The sequence below is a fragment of the Pseudoalteromonas peptidolytica genome, assembly GCF_012641745.1.
Taxonomy (GTDB): domain Bacteria; phylum Pseudomonadota; class Gammaproteobacteria; order Enterobacterales; family Alteromonadaceae; genus Pseudoalteromonas; species Pseudoalteromonas peptidolytica.
Genome location: NZ_WEHZ01000009.1, coordinates 80,687 through 96,898, shown reverse-complemented (window position 1 = coordinate 96,898; position 16,212 = coordinate 80,687). Strand labels below are relative to the sequence as shown.

The 16,212-nt window shown below is 42.7% G+C and carries 11 protein-coding genes; 7 read left to right on the top strand and 4 right to left on the bottom strand.

The annotated features are described in order from the left end of the window. Positions 1-88 precede the first annotated feature (88 nt). The 3 genes from F9Y84_RS08005 to F9Y84_RS07995 are packed head-to-tail and all read right to left on the bottom strand — an operon-like array spanning position 89 to position 2,922. Positions 89-748, bottom strand: a complete 660-nt coding sequence (locus F9Y84_RS08005) for a phage tail protein (RefSeq protein ID WP_147389713.1) — start codon at positions 746-748, stop codon at positions 89-91. 17 nt (positions 749-765) lie between these two features. Further along, the gene (locus tag F9Y84_RS08000; protein ID WP_147389711.1) at positions 766-1,668 is read right to left on the bottom strand and encodes a hypothetical protein; all 903 of its coding nucleotides are present in this window, start codon (positions 1,666-1,668) and stop codon (positions 766-768) included. A 9-nt stretch (positions 1,669-1,677) separates the two neighbouring features. After that, positions 1,678-2,922, bottom strand: a complete 1,245-nt coding sequence (locus F9Y84_RS07995) for an SAM-dependent methyltransferase (protein ID WP_147389709.1) — start codon at positions 2,920-2,922, stop codon at positions 1,678-1,680. Between the two features lie 906 nt (positions 2,923-3,828). Here F9Y84_RS07995 and F9Y84_RS07985 point away from each other — a divergent pair. The 7 genes from F9Y84_RS07985 to F9Y84_RS07955 all read left to right on the top strand — a co-directional run bounded on the left by F9Y84_RS07985 (position 3,829) and on the right by F9Y84_RS07955 (position 12,950). After that, positions 3,829-5,703 (top strand): methyl-accepting chemotaxis protein, encoded by a 1,875-nt coding sequence (locus F9Y84_RS07985; RefSeq protein WP_211091575.1) that lies wholly within the window; start codon positions 3,829-3,831, stop codon positions 5,701-5,703. 70 nt (positions 5,704-5,773) lie between these two features. Further along, positions 5,774-6,337, top strand: a complete 564-nt coding sequence (locus F9Y84_RS07980) for a PilZ domain-containing protein (RefSeq protein ID WP_125251399.1) — start codon at positions 5,774-5,776, stop codon at positions 6,335-6,337. A gap of 107 nt (positions 6,338-6,444) precedes the next feature. Then, positions 6,445-7,482, top strand: coding sequence for an agmatine deiminase family protein (locus F9Y84_RS07975; RefSeq protein ID WP_147389705.1), 1,038 nt, complete (start codon positions 6,445-6,447; stop codon positions 7,480-7,482). Between the two features lie 5 nt (positions 7,483-7,487). Continuing rightward, a complete protein-coding gene (locus F9Y84_RS07970; RefSeq protein WP_147389703.1) occupies positions 7,488-8,378 on the top strand; it encodes a carbon-nitrogen hydrolase in 891 nt (296 codons plus the stop codon). A gap of 16 nt (positions 8,379-8,394) precedes the next feature. Beyond that, on the top strand, positions 8,395-11,868 hold the full coding sequence (mfd, locus tag F9Y84_RS07965; protein ID WP_147389701.1) for a transcription-repair coupling factor: 3,474 nt from the start codon (positions 8,395-8,397) through the stop codon (positions 11,866-11,868). Next, positions 11,865-12,689 carry a CsiV family protein gene (locus F9Y84_RS07960; RefSeq protein WP_147389699.1) on the top strand — a complete coding sequence of 275 codons (825 nt, stop codon included), beginning with the start codon at positions 11,865-11,867 and terminating at the stop codon, positions 12,687-12,689. The genes mfd and F9Y84_RS07960 overlap by 4 nt, the downstream gene beginning before the upstream one ends. A gap of 12 nt (positions 12,690-12,701) precedes the next feature. Beyond that, positions 12,702-12,950, top strand: a complete 249-nt coding sequence (locus tag F9Y84_RS07955) for a DUF3862 domain-containing protein (RefSeq protein ID WP_128729666.1) — start codon at positions 12,702-12,704, stop codon at positions 12,948-12,950. Positions 12,951-13,016: 66 nt separating this feature from the next. Here F9Y84_RS07955 and F9Y84_RS07950 read toward each other — a convergent pair whose 3' ends face one another. Further along, positions 13,017-15,965: a TonB-dependent receptor domain-containing protein gene (locus tag F9Y84_RS07950; RefSeq protein WP_147389697.1), complete on the bottom strand. Its 2,949-nt coding sequence runs from the start codon at positions 15,963-15,965 to the stop codon at positions 13,017-13,019. Positions 15,966-16,212 lie beyond the last annotated feature (247 nt).

Here is a 16,212-nt window from a genome sequence, read left to right as displayed (position 1 = left end):
AGCCGACCTTAATTTGGCCGCTATACATAACTAACTCCTCAAAAATAATGAAGGCGCTCACGCTCAAAGCTAAGCGCCCTAAAAACCACTAGCTTCGTGATGGATAAGTGCCATCCTCGGAAATTACAAACTTAATAACAGTGCTTGGCTGTAAATTAGGTACTGGCGATGATGCGCCTGTACTTCCTACATCGACCTTAACATCAACAGCAGTATTTACCTGACCAACTTCACCATTGATTTCTACTGCCCCACCGGCCATTTGTACATCCGATGTGGTCGAATATGCCTTGGTAATAGGCGTTGTTACTCGACCATTAACAAGCTCACCAGTTGCCCAATAAGCCCCATCTGCATTGTCAGTATTACCCAAACCGCTTTTCGCGTTTACGGTTAAGTTACCAACAAAGCCCTGTGCAACACTTGTCGCTGTCGCTGTCGCTGTGGCTGTATGACTGTGTGCTGGTAGGTGAGAGGGAGTCAAAGTAATATGATCATAACCATATAAACCACCTCGCATTCTGGGTATTAAGCCAGGGCCAGTCCCTTCCCCAACCGGACCACGGCCTCGAAAATCAGGCAAACCAAAACTGACACGGCCATCACCACCATACGTGGCACCCAATAGCGAGTATAAGGCCGTGTTAGTACTAATACTTATAATTCCACCCGTACAAGCGAAATACCCTCGAGGTATAAAGTTGTACCCCACCATTTCGATATCGCCAAGTAATGGAGCTGCACTCATTGTTTTATCCTTCTTTTTTATTTTAAATTCATTCCGGCTTGTAAGTTGGCCTGCATAGCAAAGCGGTATCCATCAAACACCCCTTCGCTGCTGCTTACCACATCTACTTTTACCGCTTGTTTATTTGTTAGGGCAAGCACTAGGCCGCCAGAGGTTGACAACGTAATAATGGTGCCCGCTTTTACGCCATAGGTTGGCTGCGGGCTAATAGTTACTTGTAATAACTGACAAACCGCGTGGCCAATACGTAACCGTGCGCCACCAAAATACGGATTTGCAGCACGAACTAAGTCAACGACTTGCTCAGCACTGTCGGTTTGCAAATGAACAAACAAGTCTGCCTCATTCAGAGTGGGCAAACTCTTTGGGGCAAATGGTCGGCAAAGCGTAGTTTGTTCCAAGCTATCGACGTCATTAACTAGCTGTTGTAACAGGTTAGGTAATTGCATGATTAGCTTTTTGTGTAGGGTGCCCGCAGTATCGAGGCTATCTATCGTGACATCATGGCTTAATAAAACGGTTTGCTTTTTTACACACACCGCTATCAACGCGCAGCTAGATTGCTGACTATAAATACTATGAAACACTGCATGTTCAACAGTTGCATTGCTGTTTTGTGCAACTTGAACCTGCACAATATTTTGTGCGCTTTGCAACTTACATAGAGGTTCATAGGGTAAATGGTAACTAATGAATCGACTCCCTTGCCAAGTTTGCCGAGCAGAAGCCAAAACATCTTCATCTAAATTTGTATGATAGGCATGTGGCACATCAAAGTGCTGCGCCGCCGCAGCATGTTGTTGAGCAACTGACTCAGGGCAGTACACGCTTAATATACCAGCAAGGGCATTCATCTGAGCTAAGCATTCAATTGCCGGTGTTGCGGCTGGTGAGCTGGCCAATAAAATCACTTTTTCCATATTAATCCCTTACGCCAAAGTAGGTAAAAAGCCTGGCATGCCACAGAGCTTGTAATAAAACTTGAGCTTATCGCCACCTTTAACGAGTAAATCGTCTGGTTCAGACGCCTTGGGTTTAAAATCAATACACACCGACATATCCGCTAACGGGTGCGTGATCCCAGAGTCGTATTGATCAATCACCTCTTCGTCATCGACAAACAGCTTGGCGCTGAGCAATAAAATACGCTTAGACATATCTTCCACATTATGTGGAATGGTCACTTGATTTGCCTCAATCAAATCAAAACCATCGCCCAAAGGCATAATGGCAAGTTGCTTTAAGGTGGTAATATTAAGTGTAAAAATGGTGCCAAGAGAGATACGCTCAGCGCGGATCTGTTCGTTTATAAAACTTGAGTGGCTGCGCTCTTGTTCTTTCCATTGATCAACAAATTCCCGCTGTGGCACAGTAAGTAGTGCTTCCACAACTATTTCATTTGGCAGGAGGTAAGCATCATCAGCTAGAAACGTTGCAAGGTGACGCATAAAGCTCATGTGTCCTTCTTTACTCAAACCATGCTGCATCGCCTCTATCACTAAAATATCAATTGGCACGCTTGGTTTATACTCCATTACATCCATACAGAGTATCTCAATATTGTCAGTGTCCAGACCCAGACTCTCTACAGTACGCTCCAGCACTTTTTTTGCACCGGGCTGAATATCTATTAATGTAATCTTTAACGGGCGCTGGTAACGAGTATGTGCATTGACATAACACAGAAGCGGTAAAACAAGGGGAGCAAATGGACCACAAGCAGGATAAACCAGATGCAGTGGTTCTTGGCTTTGCCCTTCAACCTTTGATAGCACTTTATCAAGCCCACGAATAAATGCTTTGACCCGATAAATATCGTTGACTGTCGACACCGCATCTTTGACAGCCATTACTAATCCTGTGGCATTGACATAGGAATGTGTCACTTCTTCTTCGGGAAGCGCAAGTTCTTGATAAAGCTCTAGCAATGACTCTGAGAAGTCAGCAAAAACCGCCACCAACTGCTCATGTGTTTGTGTTTTTGCTAGTAAGGTTTCAACAACGCTACAGCAGTGTTTTATCAAGACACTGCTGCTAGCAAACGCATCACCTTTTAATTGGCGGGTAAGTTGACTACGTAGTGATTGGTTAAATAGTCGCTCTAAGCTTGGATCAACGGAGCTGAGCTGTCGCTTTTCGCCCCAAGTTTGAGAAGGTTCGTTGCTTTTTTTCATATTCGCTTTCCTAAGCTTTGTGAATGTGTAGACACTATATGACAATACACACAGCAGCACATTTGCATTATGATTTAAAGTCAGTTAAACCATACAAACTTCATGTGCAATAATTATTTTTAGTAGCCTCGCTCTAAGTAGCGTGAGCATATCTTATCAAGGAAGTTCAATGACATTAAAAGCACCTACATTAACCTTTTGAATTAGTTGATAAAAAATTAGGAATTTTGAATATCCCATTAAATCGCATTGTTTTGATAATGTCAATTACACCCTATTACACCCAATTTCTTTATTGTTAAAAAGGCGCCACTTGCTTTCATGGTAAATAGCCTCGCTTTTTAGGCTTCATGAGAAGTAATAAATCAGATGCGTAATAAAAGTATTCCTGTTGGTGAATATTTAGGGATTAGATCACGCGGTATAGAGCGATATTCAATAAACATCGAAGGTCATAAATAGAGTCAAACTCTTCATTCAAGCGCTATTAGTGAGTAGCAAAGTTCTGGATGAAGTAATCATGTACATGCCTGTAATATCAACTGAAGTATTTACCTCCCTTAAACAATAAAACAGGGCTTCAAATGAAGTCCTGTTTTATTACTGTGTAGCAATACGCCTAAAAGGCTAGTTGATTTTTTGGGTTGGTTGCGTAGTGGTGGTGTCGTTTGAGTCGGAACCTGAACCGCCACCGCATGCAGCGAGAATCATTGCCGAGACAATTGTTGCCAATACTGCTTTGTACATGGTGCTTTCTCCTCTTGTAAGTCTTAAAGAATAGGAGATGCACAATGAATAAATAACTGATAAAAACGCAACAATTCAAAATACCTTCAAATGTCGCGCAGAAGTTTTGGCATTTTCTCATTAACTGTCATAACTTTAATGTATCAATACTGTTGGAGTATGGCTGTGAAGTTTAAACACAAAGTTGTATCCGTCTCTGCGTTTGTACTTTTATTCGCGTTACTCGTTTTATCTGTTATTCAGTACCTATCAGTACGTGCAGCAATAAAAACGCAAACGGCGCAGAGCATCAATGAGATAATTCAAGGGATTGGTAATACCGTCACAGCGCAAATGAAAGGGGCAACCGACTTAGCTGCGCTCACAACCAACCTAGTCGCTGCAACAGATACTTTAGAAGGCGCTTTTCCCATACTTTCTCAACCACAGCTTACCGACGCTTTTCTACTTATCGGGTATGGTGAAGAACAAACGGGTCGATACGTTGCCAGCGACCCCGGCTGGAACCCTGGTGCTAATTGGGATCCCAGAAAACGGCCTTGGTATACCGATGCAAAAAATGCACGTGAACTCATCATTACCTCCCCTTATGCCGATGCGGTCAGCAATGAAATCGTTGTGTCGATAGGCGCGCCTGTTTTTAAACAAGGACAATTTAGCGGTGCTATTTTCTATGATGTGAGTTTAGCTAAACTTGGCGAGATGATTAATTCATTTAACCTGCTCGATGCAGGTTATGCGTTTATGGTGAGCAAAGATGGCTCAACCATCTCACACCCCGATGTCAACCTAAATGGTAAGCCTTCAACAGAATTTCTCGGCCAAATCAAACCATCGGAGTCGTTACAATACGTTAAGGTCGATGGCGAAGATAAATTGGTGCTATTTAAAGAAGTGACAGACCTAGACTGGTATTTAGGGGTCATGCTAGACGAAAACACCGTGTTTGCCGCTCTCTCACAACTAAGAAGAAATGCAGCCGTGTTTGCGTTTATTTCCGTTGTGCTGGCAACACTGTTGTTATCGCTCGTTATAAGTTGGCTATTAAGACCTCTCGATGAAATCAACACTGCAATGGCTGCCATTGCAAAAGGCAATGCCGATTTAACGGTACGACTAAACACAAACCATGAACCCGAGTTTTCTGCCTTAGCAACGAACTTTAACGCTTTCACCAACACATTAAGAACACTTATTGTAAATATTCAACGCTCAGGGCATGAAGTGCTCAGCGATGCTCAGCACACATCTCACGTCGCGGCTCAGTCTCGTCAAGCCATAGAAACACAATTAGAAACGATAAAGGTATTAAATAATGCGACGACACATATGTCTGCAACAGAGCATCAAGTAACTAAGTGCGCCCAAGAGGCAGCACAAGCGATAAAAGACACCGATCAGGTTGCTATTCAGGGTGAGGCTATCGTTGCCGAAACTACCAATACTATTGGAGCATTATCGAATCAAATCAGCTCAGCGATGAATGTTGTCACAGAGCTTGAAAGTTCATCTACTGCCATCGAACAAATCCTTTCTGTGATAAACAGTATTGCAGAGCAAACTAACCTACTTGCCTTAAATGCAGCAATTGAAGCCGCAAGAGCTGGCGAGTCAGGTAGAGGCTTTGCGGTTGTTGCCGATGAGGTACGCTCGCTTGCTCAGCGCACTCAAGAGGCCACCACCGAGATTAGAGGCATGATAAACCAACTGCAATCAGGGTCTGAAAGCGCGGTTACCGTTATGAAGCAAAGCCAAGATTATGTAGAGAAGACAGTAGATAAAGCTGAGCAAACTCGCCACGCGCTAGAGGATATGAGAAGTGCTATTCGCCATATTGTTGAACTTAACTCTCGTATTGCCGATATGCTACACGAGCAAAATGACATTGTAAGCAACGTTAATAATAGTAGCGCATCAATAAAAGAAATTTCTGAGTCAGTATACAGTGAAGCGAGAAGTGTTGATTCAACCATGCAGTCACAAGTTGATAAAATTACTGATCAAGAGCAATTACTTGAGCAATTCAAAGTTTGATTATCACTAAACTAAACCGTTACTATAGAGGTAATAGAGGCAGTAAGCGCCGTAGTGCTAAGAGATTAAAATGAAAGCAAATTTGCAGGAATTATTTGAACAGTACTTTCAAGTAGCGGAGCAGGTTCAAATAAACCTATACCCAGTAGACGATAATATGGTACCTGAAAATGAGTACCAATTAGAGGCTGCCATTCCCCCACTATTCAAGCTTGCCAATGAAATCAATGCACTGGACCTTAATGCCCTGAGGCCCCTACGCAACCTAGGCGATACCGCTAATGAACTCGCGGCCTACTTACAAGCACAATCACGCAAAATTGACCTAATCATTAGCCACATTCTTGCCACTGAAGAGCCTGACGACAGCAGCTTATACTGTGACAGCTATGGTGGTGGAGGCTTAACGGTTACATTAGAAGACGAGTATGAAGTAGGTCAGTCGCTGCGAACGAAAGTATTTTTACGCAATGAAGCTAGTGCTATTTTTTGCTACTCCCAAGTACTGGCCAAGCAACAATCAAAGTATACCTTAGTGTTCACAGCTATCAGAGAAGCTGATCAAGAGTTATTGGTTCGCGCCAGTTTACATGCACAAACCAGGCAACTAAAACAAAAACAGCAAAAGGAGTAAAAATCACACAATCAAACTCAGCAACCTCAATTAAACGCGTCAAAATTTACTGACACCTCTGAGGTTAATGATAAACTATAGGCTTATTATTCTATGGTGATGATTTAATGAGTTTTACTTTACTCCCTGAATGGGCAGAACAAGATGCCGTGATGCTCACTTGGCCGCATTCGCAAACTGACTGGAGAGATATTCTCAGCGATGTAGAGCCTGTCTATGTCGTACTTTGCCAACATATTACTCAAGTTCAAAAAGTGGTTATTGTGGCGCATGATGAATCGCTAAGAAAACACATTGAACGTTTATTAGCAGACGCCAATGTTGACTTAGCCCAATGCCAGTTTGTCGTTACGCCCTGTAATGACACTTGGGCACGTGATCATGGCCCGCTAACAACACAAAATAGCACCATGGAACTGTGTGTAAAAGACTTCACGTTTACAGGTTGGGGTGATAAGTTTGCCGCTGAACTCGATAACAAAATCAATAAACAACTTGCCACACAAGTGTTAAACCCCAACTGCACCTTTGAACCTGTGGATATTGTACTTGAAGGCGGCGGTATTGAGATAAACGAGCATAAAGTATTACTGACAACATCTGAGTGCTTGTTGAATCCGAATCGGAACCCACATTTAAGTAAAACCGAGTTAGAGCTGGTATTGCAAAAAGAGCTCGGTGCAGAGTCTTTCTTGTGGCTTGATCATGGCTACCTAGCAGGAGATGATACAGATAGCCATATCGATACCCTAGTGCGCTTTGCACCACACAACACTTTAGTGTATGTAAAATGCGACGACAAAAGTGATGAGCACTACGATGCGCTGAATAAAATGGAACATCAGTTACGCTCGTTTCGTACGCCATGCGGCAATCCCTACAAGCTGATTGACCTGCCGTGGCCTAGTGCTAAGTATGATAGTGACGGGGAGCGATTACCTGCCACTTATGCAAATTACCTTATTTTAAATAAAACGGTTTTAGTGCCAATTTATGGTGATGAAAAAGACCAAGAAGCACTGGGTAAAATCTCCCTTGCCCACCCTGAAAGAACAGTAATAGGCGTAAACTGTTTACCAATCATTCATCAATTCGGTAGCTTGCATTGTATTACTATGCAGTTACCCAAAGGTTTTTTAAGGTAAGTATCATGGCTGAAAAAAACATAAAAGTCGGTGTTGTGCAGCATAGCAACTCGGCTGATCTAAAAAGCAACTTTGCTAAGACTTGTGATGGCATCAAAGCCGCAGCGGCGCAAGGCGCAAAACTAATAGTATTGCAAGAACTACATCGCAGCTTATACTTTTGCCAAACAGAAGACACCGATCTATTTGATTTGGCAGAAACTATCCCAGGTCCAAGCACTGAGACCTTAGGTGCATTAGCCAAAGAGTTGAATGTAGTTATTGTTGCCTCGTTATTTGAAAAACGTGCAACAGGGCTTTACCACAATACTGCGGTTGTACTTGAGTCTGATGGTACTATCGCTGGTAAATACCGTAAGATGCACATTCCCGATGACCCAGGCTTTTATGAAAAGTTTTACTTTACGCCTGGCGACATGGGCTTTACACCGATCCAAACTTCAGTGGGTAAACTTGGCGTCTTAGTGTGCTGGGATCAGTGGTTTCCTGAAGGTGCACGTTTGATGGCGATGGCTGGAGCTGAGTTTCTTATCTACCCAACAGCAATAGGCTGGGATCCAAGAGACGACAAAGCTGAGCAAACACGCCAACGCGATGCCTGGATCATTGCTCAACGCGCTCACGCCGTGTCTAATGGTGTTCCGGTGATTAGTGTTAACCGTGTTGGTCACGAAGCGGATCCTTCAGGACAAAGCGAAGGGATCCAATTCTGGGGTAACTCGTTCGTGGCAGGTCCACAAGGTGAGATGCTATTACATGCTTCGGAACAAGACGAAGCCGTCTGTGTGGTAGACATAGATTTGGCTCGTAGTGAATCAGTTCGTCGGATCTGGCCGTATTTAAGAGACAGACGAATCGATCACTACCAAGATCTTTGTAAAATCTATCGCGATTAATAAATAGGAGTAGTCAATGGCGAACGTGCAGTGGAATAATTTACCATGGGTAAAATCTAATAAGGACAAAATCACTTGGGGTAACCTAGTTGGTAGTAGCCTGTCACTCTGTTTAAGTGAAAGCATTCAAAAACACGATAACCTCGTGGTGCTAATTACTCCTGATACTCCTTCTGCACTTCGTCTTGAGCATGAGCTGGCGTACCTGTTAAACGACACGCCAGTGATGATGTTTCCAGACTGGGAAACTTTGCCCTATGACCACTTTTCACCGCATCAAGATATCATCTCGCAGCGCCTAGCAACACTAAACACGTTAAAGCATGAGAAGCAGTCAGTGCTGATCATTCCTGTGTCAACACTTATGCTGCGCACAGCGCCACCGAGCTTTATTCATGGTATGAGCTTGCAGGTTAAAAAGGGAGATACCGTTGATGCCCAAAGTCTCCGTGAGACGCTTACACAAGCAGGTTACCGACACGTTCAACAAGTTATGGAGCATGGCGAGTTTGCAGTACGCGGCTCGATTATAGATTTGTACCCTATGGGTAGCCCTCTTCCTTTTCGATTAGACTTTTTTGATGACCAGCTTGACTCAATCAGGCATTTTGACATTGAAAGTCAGCGTTCAAATGACGAAATCGAAGCGATAGATCTGTTGCCAGCTCACGAGTTTCCAACCAATGCCGAAGATATTGAGCGATTTAGGATCAGCTATCGTGAAGCTTTTGGTGCAAGCAGTGAAAAAGACAGTATTTATATGCAGGTTAGCAAGGGCAACTGGCCTGCTGGTATAGAATACTACTTGCCGCTGTTTTTTGATTCACTCGCTACTATATTTGATTATTTACCTAACGACGCCGTCATTATGCCATTTGGGGATATTGAGTCTGCGGCTCACACATTTTGGCAAGATGTATCAAAACGTTATGAAAACCGAAAAGTAGATCCGCTTCGTCCACTGTTGGCACCTGCCAAGCTATACCAACCGATAGAAACACTCTTTGAAGGCATAAATCGATTTCCGAGAATAAAGCTAAGTCAAGCAAAACTCGGGACAAAGGCTGGCCATCATAACATCAATGCAGAGTTGATAGATGATGTCCGTATTGAGCACAAGCAGAGTAATCCATATCAAAAAGTGCTTGATTACATCACTAAACAAAAGAAACAAAAATCCAGAGTGCTATTTAGCGTGGAGTCTGAAGGACGACGAGAGTCGTTATTAACTCTACTCAAGCCAACAGGCCTAAAACTAACTCCCTTCAAGCGGATCGGGGATTTTATAGCCTGTGATGCTGATGTTGGCATTATCGTCACCCCACTGGCGACCAGTGTCAGAATGCAAGAGACTCGCTCCCTTTCTATTATCACCGAGCAAGAGCTGCTTGGTGTAAAAATTTCACAAAAACGCCGCCGAAAGCATAAATATGAACAAGGTCAAGATGCACTGATCCGAAACCTAGCTGAATTAAAAGCAGGCCAGCCGATTGTACATCTAGACCACGGTGTCGGTCGCTACTTAGGGCTAGAAACAATAGATGCCGCCGGTGTTGCTACTGAATTTGTAACAATCACCTATGCCAATGAAGCAAAATTGTACGTGCCAGTGTCATCGCTGCACATGCTCAGTCGCTACTCTGGTGGTGAAGAGGCCTCAGCACCACTGCACAAACTTGGCAATGACGCGTGGGAAAAGGCAAAGCGTAAAGCGGCTGAAAAAGTGAGAGACGTGGCTGCTGAACTTCTGGATATTTACGCAAAGCGTCAAAGTAAACCCGGTTATGCTTTCAAGGTTGATGCAAACGCCTACCGAGATTTTTCGGACAGCTTTCCATTCGAAGAAACCGACGACCAACGCAACGCCATCACCGCGGTATTGGCTGATATGCAGTCAAGTCTTGCAATGGACAGGCTCGTGTGTGGTGATGTTGGCTTTGGTAAAACGGAAGTTGCGATGCGCGCTGCATTTGTTGCGGTTAATGACAGCAAGCAAGTCGCGGTTTTAGTCCCTACCACTTTGCTTGCTCAGCAACATTTTGAGAACTTCAAAGATAGATTTGCAGATTTACCTGTTGAAGTGGGCGTATTATCCCGATTTAACTCAGCAAAAGAGCAAAAAGAGACTCTGCAAAAGCTCGAAGAAGGCAAAATTGACATTGTTATTGGCACGCATAAGCTTATTCAAGAAAATATAAAATTCGCTGATTTAGGCTTATTGATTGTCGATGAAGAGCACCGTTTTGGGGTCAGGCAAAAAGAAAAAATCAAACAACTCAGAGCCGATGTTGATATTCTAACGCTCACAGCAACCCCTATTCCACGTACATTGAATATGGCCATGAGTGGCATGCGAGATTTATCAATTATTGCTACGCCACCGGCAAAGCGGTTAGCAGTGAAAACCTTTGTCCGCGAACGAAATGACGAGTTGATCCGCGAGGCAATATTGCGCGAAATCAAGCGCGGTGGCCAAGTGTACTTTTTACACAACAATGTAGAGACTATCGATAAAATAAGTGCTGACATTTCAGCCCTAGTTCCCGAAGCGAATGTAACAACGGCACACGGGCAAATGCGTGAAAAAGAACTAGAACACCTGATGGGAGAGTTTTATCATCAAAAGTACAATGTCCTTGTCTGTACCACCATCATTGAAACTGGCATAGATATACCATCAGCTAATACTATCATTATGGATAGAGCTGATAGGCTTGGTTTAGCGCAGCTTCACCAGCTACGTGGGCGAGTTGGCCGAAGCCATCATCAAGCCTATGCCTACCTACTAACAAAAAATTCCCAAGCATTGACCAAAGACGCAGTAAAACGTTTGCAGGCAATAGAACAGTTAGAAGATCTTGGAGCAGGTTTTGCCCTCGCTACCCATGATTTAGAGATCCGTGGTGCTGGAGAACTATTGGGTGATGATCAAAGTGGTCAGATCCAAACGGTTGGATTTACACTTTACATGGAAATGCTGGAACAAGCCGTTGAAGCCCTCAAAAACGGTAAAGAGCCAACTCTTGATAACTTACTTCAACAACAAAGTGAGGTTGACCTTAAGTTCCCAGCCCTACTTCCTAATGACTATATTCATGATGTTAATATTCGTTTAAGCATGTATAAGCGGATCGCCAGTGCTAAATCTCTACAAGAATTAGATGAATTGCAAATAGAGCTAATAGACCGATTTGGCTTACTGCCGGATGCAGCGAAAAATTTATTTGCTGTACAATCTGTTAAGCTAAAAGCAACTCAACTTGGCATCAACAAAGTTGAAGCAAACCCTAAAGGTGGTTTCTTCGAGTTTAGTAGTCATACAAAAGTTAACCCAACATTCATCATTGGCTTGATACAAAGTAGCCCTTCAACCTATAGGATGGAAGGTGCAAATAAACTGAAGTTTATGATTGAAGAAAAGAATGGCCAAGAAAGGTTAAAGCTAATAAAAGCCATGATAGATGACTTTGAGAAAAAGGCGGTAGCATGAAAATAATAAAAAGCATAAGCCTATTGGTAGCGCTAGCTAGCAGCCAGTATGCTCATGCTGTACGCTGGTTTGAGGTTGAAATAATCGCGTTTGAGCAAGCATCAGCCAACGCACTGAAAGAGGACTTTAGTATTGAACTTACGCCTCTGCCACGCAAAAATATTAAACCGCTATTGCTTGAAGGGTTTAATAACACCGGTCATCAATTATGCTTACAAGGCAGCGAGCAATTTATAGAACCGAACTTGATAAAGGCCCTTACACAGGGCAATTACTCTACTATCTGTAACCCAGATGTAGACTATGTTGCAAAGTTTGACGAGTTACCTCTTACACCCCGTGTTGAACCACAAGAGCATATGAATGCTATCTATTTGCTCGACAAAACTCAGCTAAATTTTACAAACAAGATTAATGAGCTGAAACGCAAAGGGTTAAACCCCATATTACATACAGGGTGGCGCTTTCCAGAACAAAGCAAACGACGCGCACCAAATATTGAAATCATCGCGGGTAAGCAACATAAGCCACCGTTGAGCTATACTGTTACACAAAGCGGCGATAGCTTTTCCGCCCTTACTCGCCCTTTCGATGTTGAAGCGCATAATCCTCAAGCGCATTTTCAACTAGAAGGGCAAATCAAGATCCATGTGAGGCATTACCTTTACGTGACAACAAACTTAGATTTACGATACGAAGAAGGTCAAGATACTCGTACCGCAAGAATGTCTCAATATACTCGCGTGTATAGTGGAGATATACATTACTTAGACCACCCAAAACTTGGTGTGATCTTCCAGATAAGAAAATATAAACATTAGATGGGCAGCATAATGAAAAAAATAGTACTTGCATCGATATTACTCGGCCTTACAGGCTGTTCTAAAGTAACCGTTGAAAACTACAATAAACTAGAAGTTGGTATGGACAAAACTGAACTAGAGCAAATTCTCGGTTCAGCAGATAACTGTGAAGAAAAAACACTTCACACTAACTGTATTTGGGGAAGTGACGATAAACATATCAAAGTTACACTGCTTTCAGATAAAGTAACGCTGTATTCAAAAAAAGGGATTGAGTAAAGGTAACCCCTTTTCAGTGAAAAAATAAGGCCACATCAAAGTGGCCTTTTTTGTTAATGCTTCAACTTAGAAATTGTAGGTGAAGTTAACAAATGCTCTTCTTCCCCACGGGTCATAAATTGCTGAGTCCACCCCAGAACCACCGACATACTCAGGTAGAAGTTTATCAAAAATGTTACGCACACCTAGCTCAACGGAAAGATCGTCTGTTGCTAAGTAACGAGCTGATAAATCATGATATACCGTGCTTGGTGCATACGGGTAAGCAGCATCTTCAGGTGTATCGCCCTCTTTTTTACCATCCACCGTATACGTTTCTTTCAAGTCAATGATAGCAGATCTATCGATAAAGCGGCTGCTCCAAGTCACTGATAAATCATCGAGACTATATGTTGCTCTGAAGGTTGCTTGCCACGATGGATCACCTAGCTCTCCATCCTGACGATCTGGCTTATCAGGGTTATTTTGGAACGCGTAAGTATCATACTCAAACACATGGTTTACAAATAGGTTAAACTTAGTTTCACCCGGAAGCGAGAAATCAGCAAGATCAAGATTATAGCTAAAGTCAGCCTCTACGCCCGATAAAACGCGTTTTGCGGTATTCTGGTAACCAGACTCAACAAACGTAACAGAGTTGTTGTTTGGATTTCGTGTAATTTGCGAGCAGTAAATAGGGTCAAGTGCTGGACCATCAACACAGTTATTCACGACTGCTTGAGGTTTAATTGACTGAATCGCATCTTCAATTTCAATATCGTAGTAATCGATACTAAATGAAAAGTCTTCAAACGCTGTTGCAACAAACCCGACTGTAAATGAAGTAGATTCTTCCGTTGTCAAGTTTGGATTTCCACCAAGGATTACCCGTTTACTGGCATTATCTTGACCGACATGATCCGCTGGTATACCAAGTGCTGCACAGTTTGCTGCACGATTCGGGTTATTTCCCAGTCTTGATTTATCACATGGATCCCAAACACGAGCAAAATCAGGGCTACGAGGTGAGAATGCTTCGGTTACGTTTGGTGCTCGTACCGCTTCACTGTAGGTACCACGAAGACTATACCCTTCAATAGGTGACCACATAAAGCCAACCTTCCACGCATCAACTTCACCTGCATGCGAGTAGTCTGCTCGTCTAAACGCACCGTCAATACTTAAATCATGTGCTAAGAAAGCATCTGATAGAATTGGTAGGTTTACTTCTACAAACCACTCTGACACATCATATTCACCATATGTATCTGGTGTAGCAACCTCATTCAATGCACCTGATTTGGTTAATTCGTCGGTAACTGAACCAGATGATTCCCATCGTTTTTCATAGCCAAGTGCCATTCCCATCGCACCACCAGGCAACTCAAACCACTCAGCACTATCAAATGACAATGAACCACCAAAGTATCTTTGTTTGATTGTATCTTGGCGAGTTACGTTAGCACTCACCCAAGCTTTCGCCTCATCAGAAACTTGATCATAACCAAATGGGTTATACGGTACACAGTTTTTCACATCAACGGTTGCAGGGCTTGAATAGTCGTCACCTTGCATAGATGGTACATTTGCGCGGCAGTCTGCTTGACCAGTCTTGGGGTTGATCACTGCATCTAATGCCGCAACCCAATTACCTATAATTAGATCATTAGCTTGAATTCGGTCATTTTCCGTACGCCCATAAGAGTAATAGACATCATAGTCAAACAGGGTATCACTGATGGTAAAATCACCTTTAACACCTGAAACTAGTCTAAATGTTTCGCGTTTATTTCTAGCTTCTCGGTTACCGATCTCGTCGAAAAACTTATTTATACTTATTTCTTCTAGGTTAACCTTATCATTTTGCGCCGCTTTAGCCTTGAAGAAGTCTAGTGTTTCTTGCGATACAAAAGGGTTTTCTAATAAGTTTACGGTATCACCATCACCAAAACGATACGCTGGCTGAGCCTGCTGAGTAATATCAGAGCGCACGTATTTTACATCTGAGTAAAACTTAACGTTGTCATTGATTTCGTAGTTAAAGAACGACCCTACTGTGACCTTGTCACGCTCTGGAAGGAAGTTTTCATATCTTGATGTTGAAAAACATAGCTCACAGCCATCAGGAAAACTACCAAAAGCTTGCGAATTAGACAAATCTCTCGTAGGCATTAATTGACCGTTGCCTGCGTTATCAAAAGTGTAATTCGTTCTATTATAATCTAAAACCGCAGTCTGACTGATCCACTCTGATAGGACATTTGGTGCCCACACCTTATCAGGAATACCATCATCTTCTCCAGTATCTGCTGGATTATCAGCAATGCTACTTTCAGTATAATGGCGCATATCACGCTCCATTACTTCAGCAACAGAATCCTTAGTAATATATACTGTAGCGTTACCTCTACCGTCTGCTGTAGATGCGCCGCCCACTAAGCTAAATGTCTTGTTTTTATTACCAATACCGTGCAGTGAGTCACTATAGCCAACTTTTAGTTCAAGCCCTTCAAAGTCATCTCTGGTAATAATGTTTACTACACCAGATACCGCATCAGAGCCGTAAATCGCAGAAGCACCACCTGTGATAACCTCAACACGTTTAATCATTGATGTTGGGATTGTAGATAAATCAACTACGGCCGAGCCTTGCTGACCTGCAACGTGACGCTTACCATTTACAAGTACCAGTGTTCTATCTGTACCTAAACGGCGTAAGTCGATTGTACTTGAACCCGCATTTTCACTGCTACCAGTGTTAGCTCTTAACGTACCTGTCGCACCAATTGCTGGTAGCTCTGAAAGCACCTGTGCTAAATCAGGTATACCAGCTTGTTCGATTTGCTCACCTGTTAAAGTAATAGTAGGTGAAGGCTGAGTAAGCTCATACCGCGCAATACGCGAACCTGTGATCTGAATTCTTTCAAGCTCCTTGGCTTCGTTATCATTCTGCTCGGCTAATGCCGTTCCAGACAACGTTGCCGCAGCAAGAAAAGACATTTGAATTGAGCTAAGAATTTTATTTTTAGCAAACATCGAATTTCCCTTTGTTGATATTAATTATTATTTTAAATAATGTTTTTGCGATGTTTAGACTTGGTAACAACCAAACTAACCCTTTCTTTTTACCTGTTTTGAAAACAAAATGAAAGCACACTTTCTCACACTTTGTGTCATATACGCTCACTTCCGTAAACTTATCAAAACAAATTAACCAAAATGGGAGCTATTTCTAATCACATGAAATAAATGGATATTTTTAAAAACACCACAGAGCCTGTAG

Bases quoted from the DNA above. Each gene is read 5' to 3' on its own strand.
- F9Y84_RS08005 (WP_147389713.1), bottom strand. From the start codon at position 748: ATGAGTGCAGCTCCATTACTTGGCGATATCGAAATGGTGGGGTACAAC.
- F9Y84_RS08000 (WP_147389711.1), bottom strand. From the start codon at position 1,668: ATGGAAAAAGTGATTTTATTGGCCAGCTCACCAGCCGCAACACCGGCA.
- F9Y84_RS07995 (WP_147389709.1), bottom strand. From the start codon at position 2,922: ATGAAAAAAAGCAACGAACCTTCTCAAACTTGGGGCGAAAAGCGACAG.
- F9Y84_RS07985 (WP_211091575.1), top strand. From the start codon at position 3,829: ATGGCTGTGAAGTTTAAACACAAAGTTGTATCCGTCTCTGCGTTTGTA.
- F9Y84_RS07980 (WP_125251399.1), top strand. From the start codon at position 5,774: ATGAAAGCAAATTTGCAGGAATTATTTGAACAGTACTTTCAAGTAGCG.
- F9Y84_RS07975 (WP_147389705.1), top strand. From the start codon at position 6,445: ATGAGTTTTACTTTACTCCCTGAATGGGCAGAACAAGATGCCGTGATG.
- F9Y84_RS07970 (WP_147389703.1), top strand. From the start codon at position 7,488: ATGGCTGAAAAAAACATAAAAGTCGGTGTTGTGCAGCATAGCAACTCG.
- mfd (WP_147389701.1), top strand. From the start codon at position 8,395: ATGGCGAACGTGCAGTGGAATAATTTACCATGGGTAAAATCTAATAAG.
- F9Y84_RS07960 (WP_147389699.1), top strand. From the start codon at position 11,865: ATGAAAATAATAAAAAGCATAAGCCTATTGGTAGCGCTAGCTAGCAGC.
- F9Y84_RS07955 (WP_128729666.1), top strand. From the start codon at position 12,702: ATGAAAAAAATAGTACTTGCATCGATATTACTCGGCCTTACAGGCTGT.
- F9Y84_RS07950 (WP_147389697.1), bottom strand. From the start codon at position 15,965: ATGTTTGCTAAAAATAAAATTCTTAGCTCAATTCAAATGTCTTTTCTT.